The organism is Amycolatopsis sp. CA-230715 (assembly GCF_018736145.1).
GTDB lineage: Bacteria > Actinomycetota > Actinomycetes > Mycobacteriales > Pseudonocardiaceae > Amycolatopsis.
On the sequence record NZ_CP059997.1, the window covers coordinates 7,193,245 to 7,212,173 of the forward strand.

The window sequence follows — 18,929 nt, forward strand, 5'->3', positions numbered from 1 at the left end:
AGCGGTTCACCCCGCGACGTGATCGCGGTAGGCGCGGATGACCTTCGCGAGCACCTCGTCGCCGGGTTGCCGCCACAGTTCGGCGTTGAACACCTCGACTTCGATCGGCCCGGTGTACCCGGCCGCCTCCACGCGGGCGCGGAGCATGCGGTGATCGATCGGGCCGTCCCCTGGCAGCGCCCTGCCGAGCAACGGGTCGGGGAGCGGGACCAGTTGGTCGCACACGTGGAACCCGGCGATCCGGCCCGCCGCGGCGGCGATGCTCTCCGCCAGGCGCGGATCCCACCAGACGTGGAACTCGTCGACGACCACTCCGACCGCGTCGGCGGGGTGCTCCGCCGCGATCGCCAGCGCCTGATCCACAGTGGACAGCACGGAGCGTTCCGCGCACTGCATGGGGTGCAACGGTTCCAGCCCGAGCACGACGCCCCGCTCGCGCGCGAGCGGGGCGAGTTCGCCCACCGCGTCGGCGACCCGCTGGCGCGAGGCGGCGAGATCGTTGCCCGCGATCCCGCCGACGACGAGCACGAGCACCCCCGCGCCGAGCCTGGCGGCTTCGCCGATGGCCTCCTTCGTCATCGCCACACCGTCCACAGGGGACCCGTCCGGTTCGACACCGGTGAGGAAACCGCCGCGGCACAAAGAAGACACGCCGACGCCGTGCTCGCGCACCAGCCTCGCCGCTTCGTCGACGCCGACCTCGGCGACCTTGTCCCGCCACAGGCCGATCCAACCGACGCCCGCTTCGGCGCATCCCCGCACCGCCTCGGGCAGCGACCAGGCCTTCGTGGTGATCTGGTTCAGGCTCAACCGATCCATCACCGCACGCCCGCGGTTTCCAGCAGCGGCCGCATCCGCGCCACCGCGAGCTCGGGGTCCGGCAGCACCCCGGCGGCGTCGGCGAGCCGGAGCACCTCGGCCAGGTGCACGATCGACCGCGCCGATTCGAGACCGGCGACCATCCGGAAGTGGTCCTGGTGCCCGGAAAGGTAGGCGAGCAGCACCACGCCGACCTTGTAGTGCCGGGTCGGCGCGCGGAAGATCTCGCGCGCCAGTGCCACCGTCGGGTCGAGCAGCGCGTGGAAGCCCGCCGTGTCCCCGTAATCCAATGCGGCCAGTGCGGCACCGGCCACCGGGGCGATCGGGTCGAAGATGCCGAGCAGCGCTTCGGAATGCCCCCGGTCGTCCCCGGCGATCAGCTTCGGGTAGGAGAAGTCGTCACCGGTGTAGCACGCGACCCCGTCCGGCAGTGCACGGCGGAACTCCGTTTCCACCCCGGCGTCGAGCACGGACACCTTCACCCCGGCGAGCACCGGCGCGTGGTCGGCGCACAGGTTCGCCAGTTCGCGCGCCGCGTCGCGCACGTCGTGATGACCCCAGTAGCCCGAGAGCGCGGGATCGAACTGCTCGCCGAGCCAGTGCAGCAGCACCGGTCCGTCTACATCGGACAGCAGCTTGCCGTAGGCAGACCGGTAGTCGGCGGGGCCGGTGGCGGCCGCGGCGAGCGCCCTGCTCGCCATCACCACCGGCGTAGCGCCCGCGCCGAGCACGAAGTCGAGCTGGTCGCGCCACGCCGAGACCACTTCGTCCACTGTGGACAACCCTGGCGGAAGCTGGTCGGTGCCGACCCCGGCCACCCAACGCCCTCCGCCGTCGCGGGCTGCTTCGCCGGTGCGGCGGATCAGTTCGCGGGTGGTCGTCCAGTCCAGTCCCATCCCGCGCTGCGCGGTGTCCATCGCTTCGGCGACCCCGAGTCCGCAAGACCACAGGTGGTGCCGGAAGGCCAGCGTAGCGTCCCAGTCGAGGACCACCTCGTGCGCGGGATCGCCCGCGGCGAGCGGATCGGCCACCACGTGCGCCGCGGCGTAGGCGATCCGGGCACCCGGCGGCGACGACGGGGGTGCGGGCGGGCGCGCTCCCGACGGCGCCCACGGCGCGAGCGTGCCGTCGCGACGGGGGAGCCGAAGTGCGGTCATGAGCTGCCCTCCGCGTGTGAAAGCGCTTTCTCGGTCCACCGTAGGCCACTGTGGTGGCGGTTGACAAGAGTGCTCTGTCGGGCCGGGGAGTTCGACGCCGGGTGGCATGGGTGCGGTTGCCTTGGGCACGGGGCTTGCATGCGGGGGCCGGGTCGCCTGCCGGGAGTTTCGTCGATCTCTCCCGTGATCAACTCTCGTGCCGACACAGGACGGGTGACATGGTGTTGTCCATGCGAGGCGGGGCTTCGCGAACCCGGAAACCGTCCGGGTCCTACCCGTATTCGCAGCCATCGACTGGTGAATTCAGTTGCTGGCCGACTGAGCAAAGGAGATATCTGATGACCTTGAAGAAGACGGAGCCGAAGCCGGTCAAGATTTCGCTGAACGCTCCGTACAACCGCCCGTTCGCTGGGAACTGATCCGTGTCACGTGGGTGCGGCGGCCATGCGGTGGCCGCCGCACCCACTTCGTCCATCGGTTTGATCATCTTGAGGAGGGTTCCGTGCGAACTGTTCGCTTCGTGGCAAATCGTGGACTGGCGACCCATACTTTGCTCAAGGTTCTGCTGCGCGAAGCTGATTTCGTTCCGCAGACTGCGCGTGAACGTCTCGCTCTTCGATTCCTTTATCCACTTGACAGCACGTACAGGGTGGCGGCTGACGAGGTCAGCATGTCTGATGGGGCGGAGTTCGCGGAACAGATTCGGTTCTTCTCGGTCGAACGGTGCCGACGACATCTACGGCTGCTGGCTGAGCGCGTGGTAGGGACTCTCGGGCCGGTCCGAGTGGAGATCGACAACGCGGTCGTACTGGACGGGGCGTCGCAAGACTTCGTGCGAACGGTGAGCCGTTCAGGAATCGAACTCGAGTTCGTACTACACGGCCGTGAAGGAATTCCTGGCGACGCGGCGGTGGTGAGTTATGTCTCGACCGGCAAAGAAGCTTTGGTGCACCGTCTGGTCTCTCGATCCGGCCCGCTGGGATCGGAGGACCGAGCGCAGGTTCAGGAGGCGGCGGAATGCTATTTGAATGTCGGCGACGGATGGTCGGTTGTTCCGCTGTGCACTCGGTTACTCGACGAGTCCGACGACGCCGAGTTGCATCGAATGATGGGTATTGCGCTTCTTCTGCTGGGCAGGAATCACGAAGCTGAGGCGTATTACCTGTTGTGGAGGTCGCACGGTCCTCGCGCGCGGGCAAACGCCGATTACGCGCTCGCTATGCTCTACGCCAGACACCACGCGAATCACCTGCGCAGCCTGGACAAGGCGGAGGCCTATCTGGAGGAGTCGTATACCATCCTGCAGGAGTTGCCGGCCGATGACGCGCAGCAGCGCACCTTCGACCAGGTTTTCAACCGCAACGGTCTTGCCCTCGTCGAATACAAACGAGGTCTGGTGGGGCAAGCCGCACGTCGTGTACAGGTCGGTATCGACATGTTGTTGAGCGAGACCCCGCGGGATGCCTTGCACAAGGCTGTACTCATCTACAACGTGGCTTTGTGCTACCAAACGCTAGGGAAGCTGTCTCAGGCTCGCGCCACGTTCAGCGAACTCCTCCGCCACGACCCGAGAATGCCCGACTACCATCTCGAGTTGGCCCGAGTGCATCTGGCGTTACACGACCCGATAGCAGCTCAGGAGAGTATCGACGCCGCAATCGCCCTGGACGAGGCCATTTCCGAGGCGCACAGTCTGCGCGGATATGCGTTGGCGAAACAGGGACGTACCGATGAGGCGATCGCTGCCTTGCGACGTGCGTTCCGGCTCGACGAATCGTCCTCAGCCTACGCTTATGATCTGGCCTATCGCCTCAACGAGGCGGCACGGCTCGACGAGGCTCTGCAGGTGCTGAACACCCATATCCGACATGTCGGCGCTGGAGAGGTGTCCCCGGACATGTGGAGTCTGCGAGCGGAAATCGTCAGCCATGTCACGGGCCTCGAAGCAGGCCGCGACATCCTGCGAGAAGCACTCGAAATCCATCCTGACAACAGCGACTTGCGCGACAATCTCGCGACGATGGAGACGGCGCTGAGCGACAGCGGTGTCCCAGCGTCGTGATCCGCCCCGGGGCCGCGATGGTGCGGTTGATGCTCGCGCATCTACTGCTCTACAGCGGTATGTCCCTGTCGAAGACCACGTGGTCGCTGTACCTCGATCAGAAACACGCCTTACCACTGCTGGCCGTCACCTACACCGCTATGGCCGTTACGGGTGTTGCAGGTGCCGCAGTCACAGGCTGGCTCGTGGATCGGGTCGGGGTCGCCGGTGTGATCTCGGTGGGGAGCGTGATCTACGCTGCCGGGTTGCTGCTACGGCTGCAGCACACCAGTTGGCTGCTCGCGGTCGTCAACGGAGTCGTCATGGGTATCGGTGCGTCGGTGCTGACTACTTGCTTGCGGCCATGGTTGGTGCAGATAACCGACGACGACACCCGGCCTCGTGCCGTGTCGTATCGCACCGCGACCACCGATATCGGAATTGCACTGGGATCCGCGCTGCTCACCCCGCTGCTGCTGTTCACCCCGGACACGCACACCGGTTACGTCGCCGGCCTTGTGCTGCCCGCACTCATCATCGGCGCCATCGCCGTCCTACGACCTCGTCATCTGCTCAAACCTCGGAACACGGACACCTCGGGAACCGGCCCCTCGGCAGTTCCCAAGCCCATGGCAATGGGGGTTCTTGCGCTGGGTCTGCTTTCCGGATTCGGCCTGAGCATGCTGGTGCCCTACGCCCCCCTCATCCTCAACCGAGCCGATATCACGCCGAGCCTCGTCGGCTTGAGTATGAGCGGACTCGCCGTGATCCGGGTCCTGGTCGCGGTCATCGCCGGACACTTCGACCGCAAACGCCATCGGCTCACCGGTCTCGTCGCCGCCGAGCTGTCCATCGCCGCGGCGTGTCTGAGCACCGCCCTCCTCCGCATCCCTCTGGCCACGGTGCTTTTGCTGACGCTCGTCTACGCCGGACTGGCCGTCGCCGCCTACAGCGAAGAGCTGATCCAGGCAGACCTTTTCCCCGAACACCTCCGCGGCCGGCTCTTCGGTTTGTCCTCCAGCGGGTTCCTGGCAGGGGACGCCCTCGGCGGGCTCACCGGCGCGCTCATCCTCGCGCACACCGACGTGACCGGACTCCTGGTCACGTGCGCCGCTGCCGCGCTCCTCACGGCCTGCGCCTACCCCCTGTTCGTCAATCGTATGCGTGCTCAGGCTGCGGCAGGGAAAGGGAGAGCGCCCGAACGCTGACGAGCGCTCATCGAAGCGGATGCGCGGGCGCACATCTTTCAGCGCGGGCGGGCGGTGCTCGCGCGCAGCACGACCTCGCCGCCCAGCCGCTTGACCCTGCTCCGGCTCTTCGTGCCGTTCGCGGCCAGCTCCATCGCCTGCGCGCCCAGTTCCTCCAACGGCAGTGCGACGGTGGTCAGCGGTGGCGTGAGGTCCCGCACCACCGGGATGTCGTCGAACCCGGCGAGCGAGACGTCCCCGGGTACCGACACGCCCGCTTCGCGCAGCGCGGTGAGCGCGCCGATCGCCATCACGTCCGTCACCGCGAACACGCAGGTCGGTTTCCGCCCGGAGGCCAGCATCGCGTTCGCCGCCGCGTAGCCACCGTCGCGGGTGAACGCCGCTTCGAAGATGTCCTCTTCGGCCAGTTCGATCCCCGCTTCGGCGAGCGCCTCGCGGAAACCGCCGAGCCGGTCGACGACGGTGGTCAGCGCGCGCGGGCCGCTGAGCACCGCGAAGCTCCGGTGTCCCATGGCCAGCAGCGCCTTCGCCAGTTCGGCGGCGCCCTCGCGGTTCTCCGGCTGCACCGTGTCGACCTTGAGGCTGCGGTGCCTGCTCACCACCGCGACCTGCCCGCCGCCCTTGCGGTACGGATCCAGCTCGGCGGCCATCGCCTGTTCCCAGGCGCGGTCCTCGAAACCGGACCCGATCAGCAGGATCGCCGACGCGCGCTGGGCGCGGAACATCGACACGTAGGCGATTTCCTTGCCGGGATCGCGAAAGGTGCTCGCCAGCATCACCAGCAACCCGTTCTCCCCGGCCACCCGCATCACGCCGCGCGCGATCGAGGCGAAGTACGGGTCGCTCACGTCGTGGCAGATCACGCCGACCGTGCGGTGCGAGGCGCCCGCGAGCGCCTGCGCGTGCGCGTTCGGCGTGTAGGCGAGGTCCGCGGCCGCGGAAACCACCCTGTCGCGCAGGTCGGGGCGCACGTTCGTGGTCCCGTTGAGCACGCGCGACGCGGTCGCCAGCGAAACACCCGCGCTCCTGGCGACGTCTTCGAGCGTCACGTGCGGCTGGCCGTTCATCCCGCCTCCTCCACCGGTGTCCCGTCTTGACCGTGCTGTTCGGCCGTGCTTACCCTACCGGACGAGGACGTTCTGAAAGCGCATTCAGAAAGCGCATTCAGCCCGTCGTGGCCCGTTTTTTCGAGAAAGGGCGCGATGCCGTCACCACACGAGCGGTCCGTCGGGATCGTGCTGAACGGGGTCACCGGCCGCATGGGCTACCGCCAGCACCTGGTGAGATCGGTACTGGCGATCAGGGAGCAGGGCGGGCTGCGCCTCGGCGACGGGACGACGCTGTGGCCGGAACCCGTTCTCGTCGGCCGTAACGAAGCGAAGCTCGCCGAGATCGCGAAGCGGCACGGGCTCGACGGCTGGACGACGGATCTCGACGAAGCCCTGTCCGGCGCGGAGATCTACTTCGACGCGCAGGTGACCAGCGGGCGGCCGGACGCGGTGCGCAAGGCGATCGCGGCCGGGCTGCACGTCTACACCGAGAAGCCGATCGCGGAGGACACGGCGGGCGCGCTGGAACTGGCGCGGCTTGCGCGTGACGCGGGCGTCCGGCACGGCGTGGTGCAGGACAAGCTTTTCCTGCCGGGGCTGCGGAAGCTGAAGCGGCTCGTCGACGGCGGGTTCTTCGGCCGGATCCTGTCCGTGCGGGGCGAATTCGGCTACTGGGTGTTCGAAGGCGACTGGCAGGAGGCGCAGCGGCCGTCGTGGAACTACCGCGCCGAAGACGGCGGCGGGATCATCTCCGACATGTTCTGCCACTGGCGCTACGTGCTCGACGAGATCATCGCGCCGGTGCGCTCGGTGCAGTGCCTCGGCGCGACCGGGATCCTGGAACGGATCGACGAGCGCGGCGCGCGGTACACGGCGACCGCGGACGACGCGGCGTACGGGATCTTCGAGCTCGACGGCGGCGTGATCGCGCAGATCAACTCGTCGTGGACGACCAGGGTCTTCCGCGACGAGCTCGTCGAGTTCCAGGTCGACGGCACCGAGGGCAGCGCGGTCGCCGGGCTGCGCCGCTGCCGCGTGCAGCACCGCGCGACGACGCCGAAACCGGTGTGGAACCCGGATCTCCCCGCCACGGAGGACTTCCGTGCCCAGTGGCAGGAGGTGCCGGACAACGCGGAGTTCGACAACGGGTTCAAGGCACAGTGGGAACTTTTCCTCCGGCACGTCATATCGGGCGAGCCGTTCCCGTGGGACTTCCTGGCGGGCGCCCGCGGTGTGCAGCTCGCCGAGCTGGGGCTGCGGGCGTGGCGCGAGGGGCGGCGCGTCGAGGTCCCCGAGCTGACCTTGTGACGACGATCTTCACGACGGGCACCGGGTCATCCCGGTGCCCGTTTTCCGTCGTGCCGGAAAATTTCCGCTGAACGCGCCAAAACCCTTCTGCCCCAACGGATTGTGGGCACATCACCAACCGTCGATCGCGGGTACCGGCGTCGGTTCTGTCGGTGCCCGGGTCCACAATGATCGAGACGGGGGAACGATCATCGCCGACACCACGAGATCGGTGTCGTGGCGAACCAAACGACCTCGCTCGCGCGTGTAGCGCAGCGAGCGAAAAAAGGGGGACTGTTCGATGGACGAGCGAAGACGGGTCGGCCTGTGGCTGATCGGGGCGCGCGGTTCGGTCGCGACGACCGCCGTCACCGGGTTGCTGGGGTTGCGGTCGCGAGTGGTCGAGCCGATCGGGTCGGTCAGCTCGGCGCCGGCGTTCGCGGGGGTGGGAGTACCGGAGTGGGAGCAGTTCGTGGTCGGCGGGCACGACATCGCCGCCACCCCGCTCGACAAGCGCGTCGAGCAGCTCGTGGACGCGGGTGTGATCCCGCACAGGGTGTTCGAGGCGGTCCGGCCGGGACTGTCCGCAGTGGACGCCGAGATCCGGCCCGGCTACCACCCCGCGACGCACGACGGTTCGCAGCGCGAAGCGGCGAGCCGCATCACCGAGGACATCACCGGATTCGCCGCGCGCCACGCGCTGGAACGGGTGGTGGTCGTCAACGTCTCCTCGACCGAACCGCCGTTCCCTTCCCTGCCCGAGCACGAGGATCTCGGCGCGCTGGAAGCCGCGCTCGCCGAACCGGGCCGCACGGTACTACCGCCGAGTTCGATCGCCGCCTACGCGGCCTTCCGCGCCGGGTGCTCCTACGTCGAGTTCACGCCGTCGACGGGCCCGCGCCTGCCCGCGCTCGCGCAACTGGCCGAACGGCTCGGGCTGCCCTACGCGGGGTCGGACGGCAAGACCGGTGAGACGCTCGTGCGCAGCGCGCTCGCGCCGCTGTTCACCACGCGTTCGCTCGAGGTGCGGTCGTGGGCGGGCACCAACCTGCTCGGCGGCGGTGACGGCAGGACGCTCGCCGACTCCGGGCACGCGGGCAGCAAGCTCGCCTCGAAGGGCAGGGGCCTGGCCACCCTGCTCGGCGGCGAGGTCACCGCGCCGCTGCACATCGACAACGTGCCCGAGCTCGGCGAGGAGAAGATCGCCTGGGATCACGTGTCGTTCCGCGGTTTCCTCGGTGCGCGGATGAGCTTGCAGTTCACCTGGACCGGGTTCGACTCGTCGCTCGCCGCGCCGCTCGTGCTCGACCTCGCCCGGTTCGCGGCGGCCGCGCACGCGGCCGGCCGCACCGGCGCGCTCGGTGCGCTGGGGTTCTTCTTCAAGGATCCGCTCGGCAGCGACGAGCACCGGCTCGCCGAGCAGTATTCGGCGCTGGTTTCCTGGGCGGCCGGGCTGTGAACGCGCGCGCCTTCGTCGAACTCGTTCGCGCGCCCGCGGCGCTGACCGTGCTCGGGGACACTGTCGCCGGGGCGGCGGCTGCCGGGGAACCGTTGCGGCGCAAGCGTTTGCTCCTGCCGTTGGCTTCGGCGTCGTTCTACTGGGCGGGGATGGCGCTCAACGACTGGGCCGATCGCGGAATCGACGCCGTCGAGCGGCCGGAGCGCCCGATCCCGTCCGGGCGGGTCAGCCCAGGCACCGCGCTGGGCGTGGCGAGCGGGCTCACCTTGGCCGGGCTCGGCATCGCGACGGCAGCGGACGGCAGGCGCGGATTGCGCGCCGCGGTACCGGTGGCCGGTGCGGTGTGGGCGTACGACACGTGGTTGAAGCGCACCGCGGCGGCACCGCTGGCGATGGCGGCCTGCCGGGCGTTCGACGTGCTGATGGGTGGCCGCGCCCGGCTGGCCGCCGCCACCGTCGGGCTGCACACGCTCGGCGTCACCGCGTTGTCGGCGGGGGAGGTGCACGGGGGATCGCGCGCGGTCGCGCGGGCGAGCGTCGCGGGCACGGCCGTGTCGGCGGGGCTCGCGGTGAGCGGCGAGGCCAAACCGGCGCACCGGGCGGCCGCTGCCGGGTTCGCCGCGAGTTTCCTCGCCACAGCGGGAAAACCCCAGCTCGACGCCGCGACGAAACCGTCGGCGCGGCTCGTCCGCAAAGCGACCGTCGGCGGTATCCACGGGATGGTGCCGTTGCAGGCCGCCCTCGCGGCGCGGCACGGGGCGGTGCGTTCGGCCGCGCTGCTGGCGGGAGTTTTGCCGCTGGCGGGAAAGCTCGCGAGGAAGGTGAGCCCCACATGAGGTTCGGATACGGCACCAACGGGTTCGCGAACCACCGGCTCGACGACGCGCTCGCGATCATCGCCGATCTCGGGTACACCGGCGTCGCGCTGACGCTCGACCACCACCACCTCGATCCGTACGGCGAAGAGCTGGCGAGCGAAGTGCGGCGGGTCGCCGCGCGGCTCGGGGAACTGGGGTTGTCCACGGTGATCGAGACCGGCGCGCGGTACCTGCTCGACCCGCGCCGCAAGCACCACCCCACACTCGTCTCCGCCGATTCCGCGCCGCGTGTGGACTTCCTGAAGCGCGCGATCCGGATCGCCGAGGAACTGGGGTCGGACTGCGTGTCGTTCTGGTCCGGCGTCGCCGACGACGGGATTCCCGCCGGACTGGCGTGGAAGCGGATGCGGAGCGCGCTCGAACCGGTGCTCGCCGAAGCGGCCGGGCGCGGGGTGCGGCTGGCGTGCGAACCGGAGCCGGGCATGGTCGTCCAGCACGTCACCGAGGCGTTGCGGCTGCGGGAAGAACTCGGCTCACCGGAGCTGCTCGGCATTACGCTCGACGTCGGGCACTGCGTCGCGGTGGAGCCGGTGAGCGCGGCGGAATGCGCACGCCTCGCCGGGCCGCTGCTGTTCAACGTCCAGCTCGACGACATGCGCCACGGCGTGCACGAACACCTCGAGTTCGGGGAGGGCGAGCTCGATCTCGCCGCGACGCTCGGGGCGCTCGCCGAAATCGGGTACACCGGGCTCGCCGCCGTCGAACTGCCCCGGCACAGCCATGCCGCGCCGGTGGTCGCCGAGCGGTGCATCGCGGCGCTGCGCGCGGCGTCGCCGGAAAACGCGTGGCTCACCGCGCGCGTGGCCGCGATCGAGGACGATCCGGTCGAGATCAGGACCGCTTTCCCCGCCGTCGGCCGCGAGATCGGCCGCCGCCCGCTCCACGGGGAAACCGACCCGGACGGGCTGGTGCACGGCACGGTCGACGACGCGGCCCGCGGGAAGCTGCTGGCCGCGCTCGGTGTCGCGCTCGACGGTGAAGACCTCGCCAAGGAAGTCCGCGAGCTGTACCGCTACGGCGACGACGCGGAACGCCGGGGTGTCCTGCGCGGCCTGCACCTGCTGCCGGAGTCCGATCTGGACACCGTGCACGCCGGGCTGGAGCTGGTCGCGGATGCCTTGCGCAGCAACGACACCCGGCTCGTGGCGGCCGCGCTCGGGCCGTTCGCCGAAGCGCGGCTCGATCAGCGAAGCTGGCGGCACGGGGTGTTGAAGTGCCTGTTCATGGGGGTGCCGCTGGCCGCGGTGTCCGGGCTCGATCGACGGCGGGACGCCGAGCTGAGCCGGATGGCCGCCGACTACGCGGCCGAACGAAAGGCGGCGGGCCGCGTGGTGCCCGCCGATGTCGACCTGATCCTGGAGGGTGGCGCCTGATGCGCATCTTCGATCCCCACATCCACATGACGTCGAGGACGACGGCCGACTACGAAGCGATGTACGACGCCGGTGTCCGCGCGCTCGTCGAGCCCGCGTTCTGGCTCGGGCAGCCGAGGACGAACGTCGGCTCGTTCACCGACTACTTCGACGGCCTGATCGGCTGGGAGCGCTTCCGCGCGGCGCAGTTCGGCATCCGCCACCACTGCACGATCGCGCTCAACCCCAAGGAGGCCAACGATCCGCGCTGCACCGAGGTGCTCGACGTGCTGCCGCGGTACCTGGCGAAGGACGGCGTGGTCGCGGTGGGCGAGGTCGGCTACGACTCGATGACCGAGGCCGAGGAGCACGCCTTCGCGCGCCAGCTGGAGCTGGCGAAGGAGTTCGCGCTCCCGGTGCTCGTGCACACGCCGCACCGCGACAAGCTCGCGGGAACCCGCCGGACCCTGGACGTGGTGAAGGAGTCCGGGGTGCCGCCGGAGCACGTGGTGGTGGACCACCTCAACGAGGTCACCGTGGGCATGGTCGCCGAGTCCGGCTGCTGGATGGGGTTCTCGATCTACCCCGACACCAAGATGGACGAGCACCGGATGGTGCGCATCCTCCGCGAGTTCGGCACCGATCGCGTGCTGGTGAACTCGGCCGCGGACTGGGGGAAGTCCGATCCGCTCAAGACCTACCGCACCGGGGTCGCCATGCTCGCCAGCGGGTTCGGCGAGTCCGATGTGGACACAGTGCTGTGGGGGAACCCGGTGTCGTTCTACGGGCAGAGCGGCAGGCTCATGCTCGACGAGGTCCCGGCGGGCGAGTCCACCTTCGAGGGCAACTCCGTGCTGCGCGGTGCCCGTCCGGACGCGGTGGTCTGATGCTGTCCTACTGCACCAACGTCCACCCGGCGGAGGATCTCGACGGCGTCCTGCGCCAGCTGGACGCGTACGCCGTGCCGGTGCGCGAGTCGCTCGGACACGACAGGCTCGGCCTCGGGCTGTGGCTGGCGGCCCCGGTCGCGGCCGCGCTCGCCGAGGACGGAACGGCCCGGCGCAGGCTACGGGCCGAACTGGACGCGCGCGGGCTCGCCGTGCGGACGATGAACGCGTTCCCGTACGGCGGTTTCCACGACGAGGTGGTCAAGCACGCCGTCTACCATCCGAAGTGGACAGACGCGTCGCGCCTGCGGTACACCGCCGACTGCGTGGCGGTGCTCAGGGACCTGCTCCCCGACGACGCGGCGTTCGGCAGCATCTCGACGCTGCCGCTCGCGTGGCGGACCCCGTGGAGCCGTGCCGACGACGAAGCCGCGACAGCCGCGTTCACCGCGCTGACCGGCGTGCTGGGCGGTGAGCGGCCGGTCAAGCTCGCCGTCGAACCCGAACCGGGCTGCGTTCTCGACACGGTCGCCGACGCGGTGGGCTGGCTCGCCGGGCGGGTCGATCCCGAGCACATCGGCCTGTGCCTGGACACCTGCCACCTCGCGGTGTCCTTCGCGGACCCCGCCGAGACGGTCGCGTCGATCTACCGCGCGGGTCTGCGGGTCATGAAGGTCCAGGTGTCGGCCGCGTTGCACGTCGCGGATCCCGGCAGCGCCGGGGCGCGCGCCGCGCTCGCCGAGTTCGTCGAACCGCGGTACCTGCACCAGACGCGCGAGCTGTCCCCGTCCGGTGCGGTGCTGGCCGCCGACGATCTGCCGGAGGCGCTGGACCGGTTGCCTGCCGAGGGCCCGTGGCGGGTGCACTTCCACGTTCCGTTGCACACGCGGCCGTTCGCCCCGCTTTCGTCCACAACGGACGTCATCGAGCGGAGTGTCGAGGCGCTCGGGCGCGAGATCGGTGATCCGGCCGAGTTCCCGCATCTCGAAGTCGAGACCTACACCTGGCACGTGCTGCCCGAGGCGCACCGCCAGGACCTCGCCGGCGGTATCGCCGACGAACTGCGCTGGGCGCACCGCACCCTGCTCGCCGAAAGGGCACCCGCATGACCGCACCGCTGATCGTGCTCGACGTCGTCGGCATGACACCGAAGCTGCTCGACCACATGCCGAACCTCGCCGCGCTGTCCGACTCGGGCTGGCGCGCCGAACTCGGCACCGTGCTGCCCGCGGTCACCTGCAGCGCCCAGTCCACCTTCCTCACCGGGCTCACCCCCGCCGAGCACGGGATCGTCGGCAACGGCTGGTACTTCCGCGATCTCGGCGAGGTCCACCTGTGGCGCCAGCACAACAAGCTCGTCGGCGGCGAGAAGGTGTGGGAGACCGCGCGCGCCCGGCTGCCCGGCCACACCGCGGCCAACATCTGCTGGTGGTACGCGATGGGCGCGACCACCGAGTTCACCGTGACCCCGCGGCCGGTCTACCACGCCGACGGCCGCAAATCGCCGGACTGCTACGCGCGCCCGCCCGCGCTGCACGACAGCCTGACCGCGGAGCTGGGCCCGTTCCCGCTGTTCCAGTACTGGGGCCCGACCGCGTCCATCGCGTCGAGCCGCTGGATCGTCGGCGCGGCCAAGCGCGTGCTGTGGGACCACCGCCCGGACCTGCTGCTCGTGTACCTGCCGCACCTCGACTACGACCTGCAGCGCTTCGGTCCCGATTCGGCGCAGGCCGTCGCGGCGGCGAAGGCGCTCGACGCCGAGGTCGCGCCGCTGCTCGACCAGGCCCGCCGGGAAGGCGCGACGGTCGTGGCGCTGTCGGAGTACGGCATCACCGCCGCGAGCAAGCCCGTCGACATCAACCGCGCGCTGCGCGCGGAGGGACTGCTCGAGGTCTACGTCCAGGAGGGGATGGAGTACCTGGACCCGTGGACCTCGCGCGCCTTCGCCGTCGCCGATCACCAGGTGGCCCACGTGTACGTCGCCGACGAGGCGGACAGGGCGAAGGTGCGCGATCTCGTCGCCGGGCTCGCCGGTGTCGACGAGGTGCTCGACCGGTCGGGGCAGGCGCGGTACGGGCTCGATCACGAGCGCGCGGGGGAGCTGGTGGCCGTCGCCGAGCCCGATGCCTGGTTCACCTACTACTACTGGCTCGACGACGACCGCGCGCCGGATTTCGCCCGCGGCGTCGAGATCCACCGCAAGCCCGGGTACGACCCCGCCGAGCTGTTCTTCAACCCCGAAGACCCGCTGGCGAAGGCGAAAGCGGGCCTCAACCTGGTGAAGAAGAAGGCGGGCCTGCGGTACGCGATGAACGTCGTCCCACTCGATCCGCGGTGGGTTCGCGGTTCGCACGGGCGCCTGCCCGATGCCGCGGAAGACGGCCCGGTGCTGCTGTGCTCGTCCGAGCAGGGGGCGCCACGGGATCGGATCGCCGCGACCGAGGTGCGCGACCTGCTGCTCGACCTCCAAGGGGTGCCGCGGAATGCGAAGGAGGGGCGCCGTCGTTAGCGTTGGTTGACCGCTACGAACAGGAGCAACCGCATGCTTTTCGGTGACGAACACGTCCGCCGGTACGAGGAGACCAACGGTGAGGTCGGCCACGACTGGGAGAAGGGCGCGCCGATCCTGGTGCTGACCACCAAGGGCCGCAAGACCGGTCAGGACCGCAAGTTCGCGCTGATCTACCAGGAGGTCGACGGCGACCACGTGATCGTGGCGTCGAAGGGCGGCGCCCCCGCGCATCCCGGCTGGTACCTCAACCTGCAGGAGGACCCCGAGGTCAAGGTGCAGGTCAAGGCGGACAAGTTCACCGCTCGCGCCCGCACCGCTTCCGGTGAGGAGCGGGCGAAGCTGTGGGAGAAGATGGCCGCGGTGTGGCCGGACTACAACGACTACCAGAAGAAGACCGACCGGGAGATCCCCGTCGTCGTGCTCGAAAGGCAGTAGTTCCCGGCGGATTTCCGGGTTTTTCCGGGGTGCCTGCCCGAACCGGGCGCGGTCCGGTGTCGAATGACCGGTGTGCTCTTACTTCGCCGGAAGACACCGCGCTGGATCGCGCTCGACCCGTCCGGGCGGGCCCCCGCCCCACTGACCCTGCGGGAGATGGCCGCCTTCGGGCGCCGGTTCCCGCGCGAGGGGCGCGGGTTCTTCTACGCGCTCGCGATCAACGCGATCTGGCCGCTGCTGGTGCTGTGCACCCGCTACCGGATGCGCGGAGGCGAGCACATCCCGGCCTCCGGCGGCGTGGTCGTGGTGAGCAACCACCTGTCGTTCGCCGACCCGACCACCCTCACCTCGTTCGTGCTCGGGTGCGGCCGGGTGCCCCGGTACCTGGCGAAGGCGAGCCTCTGGAAGGTGCCGCTGGTGCGCTCGATCGTGCGGTCGGGGCGGCACATCGCCGTGCACCGCGGCGCGGTGACAGCGGGTGAGGCCTATCGCGACGCCGTCACGGCCGTTCGCGCGGGTGAATGCGTGGCGATCTTCCCCGAGGGCACCTTCTCCGATCACCCCGAAGCGTGGCCGATGCGGGGCAAGACGGGCGCCGCGCGGGTGGCGCTGGAGACGGGCGCGCCGGTGATCCCGGTGGCGAACTGGGGCACGCACCGGGTGCTGCCCGCGGGTGCGTGGCTGCCGAGGCCGCTGCCGGTGAAAACCGTCGATCTGATCGCGGGCCCGCCCGTCGACCTGCGGGACCTCGCGGCGTTGCCGTTGTCGAAGGAAGTGCTCGACGAGGCGACCGCGAGGATCATGGCGGCGGTGACCACCCTGCTGGGCGAAGCGCGTGGGGAGGCGCCGCCCGTCACCCGGTAGAGGCATAGGCTGCCGGTATGAGTGCACACTACGACGTTGTCGTCCTGGGCGCCGGAGTCGGCGGGTATGTCGCGGCGATCCGGGCTTCGCAGCTCGGCCTCTCGGCCGCCGTGGTCGAGGAGAAGTACTGGGGAGGCGTGTGCCTGAACGTCGGGTGCATCCCCTCGAAGGCGCTGCTGCGCAACGCCGAGATCGCCCACCTCGTGAACAACGAGGCGAAGACGTTCGGCATGGAGATCGACGGCTCGGTCCGCTTCGACTACCGCGCCGCCTACGAGCGCAGCCGCTCGGTCGCCGACGGGCGCATCAAGGGCGTGCACTTCCTGATGAAGAAGAACAAGATCACCGAGTACTCCGGGCACGGCACCTTCGTCGACGCGAACACCCTCCGCGTGAATGACGAGACGATCACGTTCGGCAACTGCGTCATCGCGACCGGTGCCACCACCAAGCTGCTGCCGGGAACCCAGCGCAGTGAGCGCGTGGTGACCTACGAAGAGCAGATCCTGTCGAGCGAACTTCCCGGCAGCATCGTCATCGCGGGCGCCGGCGCGATCGGCGTCGAGTTCGCGTACGTGCTGCACAACTACGGCGTGAAGGTCACCATCGTCGAGTTCCTCGACCGGATGGTCCCGCTGGAGGACCCCGAGGTTTCGAAGGAACTGGCGCGGCGCTACCGCAAGCTCGGCATCGAGGTGCTCACCTCGACCCGCGTCGACTCGATCGACGACTCCGGCCCGCAGGTCCGCGTGACCGTCTCGAAGGACGGCCAGCAGCAGGTGCTGGAGGCGGACAAAGTGCTGCAGGCCATCGGTTTCCAGCCGCGCGTCGAGGGCTACGGCCTGGAGAACACCGGTGTCGAACTGACCGAGCGCGGCGCGATCGCGATCGACGGCCGCGGGCGCACGAACGTGCCACACATCTTCGCGATCGGCGACGTCACCGCGAAGCTCATGCTCGCCCACGCCGCCGAGTCCATGGGCGTCGTCGCGGCCGAAACCATCGGCGGCGCGGAAACCATGGAACTCGACTTCCCGATGATCCCGCGCGCCACCTACTGCCAGCCGCAGATCGCGAGCTTCGGGTGGACCGAAGAACAGGCCCGCGAAAAGGGCTACGACGTCCAGGTCGCCAAGTTCCCCTTCACCGCCAACGGAAAAGCCCACGGCCTCGCCGACGCAGGCGGCTTCGTCAAAATCCTCAGCGACGCGAAGTACGGCGAACTGCTCGGCGCGCACCTGATCGGCCCCGACGTGACCGAGCTTTTGCCGCAGCTCACTTTGGCCCAGCAATGGGATTTGACCGTGAACGAAGTCTCCCGGAACGTCCACGCCCACCCGACCCTGGGCGAAGCCGTCAAGGAAGCCATCCACGGGCTTGCCGGTCACATGATCAACATGTAGTCGTCTTGTTGCTGTCGCGTTTTGAGCGCCCCAAAAGTGGCTTTCGGGGCGCTCAAGTCCCTAAAAGTCACAGTGGCGTGAACGGGACCCCTGCGCGAAAGCGGAACGGTGCGCAGGGGCAACGAGAAAGTGCGTCAGCGCTCGTTCGTGCGCCGTCGGAGCGTGTAGGCGGTGGCGATCGCGCCCAGCAAGGCAGCGGCCGCGGCGGCGCCGATGCCCGCGTGGTACCCCGTGATGCTGCCGCCGACGCCGGGAGTGGTTGCCGCGGCGGCGATCGCGGTGACCACGGCGACGCCGAGTCCGGCGCCGATCTGCTGCATGGTGATGTTGAACGCGCCCGCCACGCCGTGGCGTTCGGGGGCGACGCCGGTCAGCGACGCGACCGTCATGGTGGTGAACACGAACCCCTGGCCGACGGACATGAGCACGATGCCGGGCAGCAGGCCCGTCCAGTAGCCGGTACCGGTGCCGGTCATGAGCCACGTCGCCACCCCGACCGTCATGAGTAGCAGGCCGCCGGTGAGCAGCCATCGCATGCCGACTTTGGGGAGCAGCGCGGCGGCGGCGCGGGCGCTGAGGATCACCGTCGCGCTCATCGGCACGATCGCCAGGCCCGAGGCCATCGGGCTGTAGGACAAGACGTTCTGTAGGTAGAGCGGCGCGAAGTACAGCAAGCCGTTGAGCGCGGTGAAGAACACCAGCCCGGCCGCGGTGGCCGCCCGGACGGGCGCGCCGGTGAGGATGGCCAGTGGTAGCAACGGTTCTCGCGCCATTCTTTCTCGCACTACGAATCCGGTCAGCAGTACCAGTCCGATGAGGACGAAGACGAGTGTCGAGCCGACGCCGAGTACGAGCGCGATCAGGCCGGTCGAAACCAGGAGGCCGCCGGGCAGGTCGAGGCTTTGCCGAGGCAGCTGAGGTGCCGGGGGCAGGAGCACCGGTGCTACTGCGGTCACCAGTAGCGCGACCGCGGCCAGCACCCCGAACACGCTGCGCCACCCGGCCAACTCGGTGAGCACACCGCCGAGGACGAGGCCGCCGCCGAAACTTCCCGCGCCGACGGCGGTGTACACGCTCACTGCCTTCGCCCGGCGTGCCGGGTCGGGGAACACTTCGGGGATGAGCGCCAGCGCCGGTGGGCCGCACACCGCCGCGCCGGTTCCCTGGAGCAGGCGCGCGATCAGCAACAGCGCGCCGGTCGGTGCCGCCGCGGCGCCCGCCGAACCCACCGCGTAGATCGCGACTCCCGCGACGAACACGCGGCGCCTGCCGAGCACGTCGGCCAGCCTGCCGCCGGGAAGCAGGAAACCGGCGAACGCGACGGCGTACAGGGTCATCACCCACGGCAGCGCGCCATCGCCCATGCCGAGATCGGCGCCGATCACCGGCAACGCGGTGTTCACCACCGCGATGCCCATCACGTCGAGCCCGACGGCGGAGGCGAGCACGATCAGCGCGAGCCAGGGGCGCGGCGGCGTTTCGCGGCGACGGGTGGTGGTCACGGAGCGCTCCTTCGGGGTCGTCGTTCGACACCAACCGTCGCCGTGCAGACCCCGCGCCGTCCAAGATTTCCGGTGC

At 69.6% G+C, this 18,929-nt stretch carries 17 protein-coding genes; 12 read left to right on the top strand and 5 right to left on the bottom strand.

Annotation, left to right across the window (positions count from 1 at the left end):
- Positions 1-6: 6 nt before the first annotated feature.
- From HUW46_RS34265 to HUW46_RS34275, 3 genes are all read right to left on the bottom strand, one after another.
- Entirely contained in the window at positions 7-819 is an 813-nt protein-coding gene (locus HUW46_RS34265; RefSeq protein WP_215542881.1) for a sugar phosphate isomerase/epimerase family protein, read from the bottom strand.
- Positions 819-1,976, bottom strand: a complete 1,158-nt coding sequence (locus HUW46_RS34270) for a dihydrodipicolinate synthase family protein (RefSeq protein ID WP_215542882.1) — start codon at positions 1,974-1,976, stop codon at positions 819-821. Before HUW46_RS34270 ends, HUW46_RS34265 begins: the two co-directional genes overlap by 1 nt.
- Before the next feature lie 271 nt (positions 1,977-2,247).
- The gene (locus HUW46_RS34275) at positions 2,248-2,463 is read right to left on the bottom strand and encodes a hypothetical protein (RefSeq protein WP_215542883.1); all 216 of its coding nucleotides are present in this window, start codon (positions 2,461-2,463) and stop codon (positions 2,248-2,250) included.
- Positions 2,464-2,478: 15 nt separating this feature from the next.
- On the opposite strand from HUW46_RS34275, the gene HUW46_RS34280 reads away from it, so the two are divergent.
- Positions 2,479-4,038, top strand: a complete 1,560-nt coding sequence (locus tag HUW46_RS34280; RefSeq protein ID WP_215542884.1) for a tetratricopeptide repeat protein — start codon at positions 2,479-2,481, stop codon at positions 4,036-4,038.
- Between the two features lie 17 nt (positions 4,039-4,055).
- Positions 4,056-5,225, top strand: coding sequence for an MFS transporter (locus tag HUW46_RS34285; protein WP_215542885.1), 1,170 nt, complete (start codon positions 4,056-4,058; stop codon positions 5,223-5,225).
- A 38-nt stretch (positions 5,226-5,263) separates the two neighbouring features.
- Here the strand turns inward: HUW46_RS34285 and HUW46_RS34290 are convergent, their stop codons facing one another.
- Positions 5,264-6,292: a LacI family DNA-binding transcriptional regulator gene (locus HUW46_RS34290; RefSeq protein WP_215542886.1), complete on the bottom strand. Its 1,029-nt coding sequence runs from the start codon at positions 6,290-6,292 to the stop codon at positions 5,264-5,266.
- A 135-nt stretch (positions 6,293-6,427) separates the two neighbouring features.
- Here HUW46_RS34290 and HUW46_RS34295 point away from each other — a divergent pair, with 135 nt between their 5' ends.
- The 10 genes from HUW46_RS34295 (at position 6,428) to lpdA (ending at position 17,351) form a co-directional block, all read left to right on the top strand.
- Entirely contained in the window at positions 6,428-7,582 is a 1,155-nt protein-coding gene (locus HUW46_RS34295) for a Gfo/Idh/MocA family protein (protein WP_215542887.1), read from the top strand.
- Between the two features lie 280 nt (positions 7,583-7,862).
- Complete coding sequence (locus HUW46_RS34300) at positions 7,863-9,020, top strand: inositol-3-phosphate synthase (RefSeq protein WP_215542888.1); 1,158 nt, start codon at positions 7,863-7,865, stop codon at positions 9,018-9,020.
- On the top strand, positions 9,017-9,856 hold the full coding sequence (locus HUW46_RS34305; RefSeq protein WP_254125163.1) for an SCO3242 family prenyltransferase: 840 nt from the start codon (positions 9,017-9,019) through the stop codon (positions 9,854-9,856). Before HUW46_RS34300 ends, HUW46_RS34305 begins: the two co-directional genes overlap by 4 nt.
- Positions 9,853-11,271 (top strand): EboA domain-containing protein, encoded by a 1,419-nt coding sequence (locus tag HUW46_RS34310; RefSeq protein ID WP_215542889.1) that lies wholly within the window; start codon positions 9,853-9,855, stop codon positions 11,269-11,271. Before HUW46_RS34305 ends, HUW46_RS34310 begins: the two co-directional genes overlap by 4 nt.
- Positions 11,271-12,137 (top strand): TatD family hydrolase, encoded by an 867-nt coding sequence (locus HUW46_RS34315; RefSeq protein WP_215542890.1) that lies wholly within the window; start codon positions 11,271-11,273, stop codon positions 12,135-12,137. The genes HUW46_RS34310 and HUW46_RS34315 overlap by 1 nt, the downstream gene beginning before the upstream one ends.
- Positions 12,137-13,246, top strand: coding sequence for a metabolite traffic protein EboE (gene eboE / locus HUW46_RS34320; RefSeq protein WP_215542891.1), 1,110 nt, complete (start codon positions 12,137-12,139; stop codon positions 13,244-13,246). The genes HUW46_RS34315 and eboE overlap by 1 nt, the downstream gene beginning before the upstream one ends.
- Positions 13,243-14,646: an alkaline phosphatase family protein gene (locus HUW46_RS34325; protein ID WP_215542892.1), complete on the top strand. Its 1,404-nt coding sequence runs from the start codon at positions 13,243-13,245 to the stop codon at positions 14,644-14,646. The genes eboE and HUW46_RS34325 overlap by 4 nt, the downstream gene beginning before the upstream one ends.
- 33 nt (positions 14,647-14,679) lie before the next feature.
- Positions 14,680-15,084, top strand: a complete 405-nt coding sequence (locus HUW46_RS34330) for a nitroreductase family deazaflavin-dependent oxidoreductase (RefSeq protein ID WP_215542893.1) — start codon at positions 14,680-14,682, stop codon at positions 15,082-15,084.
- Positions 15,085-15,147: 63 nt separating this feature from the next.
- Complete coding sequence (locus HUW46_RS34335; RefSeq protein WP_215542894.1) at positions 15,148-15,948, top strand: lysophospholipid acyltransferase family protein; 801 nt, start codon at positions 15,148-15,150, stop codon at positions 15,946-15,948.
- Positions 15,949-15,965: 17 nt separating this feature from the next.
- Positions 15,966-17,351: a dihydrolipoyl dehydrogenase gene (gene lpdA, locus HUW46_RS34340; RefSeq protein ID WP_215542895.1), complete on the top strand. Its 1,386-nt coding sequence runs from the start codon at positions 15,966-15,968 to the stop codon at positions 17,349-17,351.
- Between the two features lie 134 nt (positions 17,352-17,485).
- Here lpdA and HUW46_RS34345 read toward each other — a convergent pair whose 3' ends face one another.
- Positions 17,486-18,853, bottom strand: coding sequence for an MFS transporter (locus HUW46_RS34345; RefSeq protein ID WP_215542896.1), 1,368 nt, complete (start codon positions 18,851-18,853; stop codon positions 17,486-17,488).
- Between the last annotated feature and the right edge of the window lie 76 nt (positions 18,854-18,929).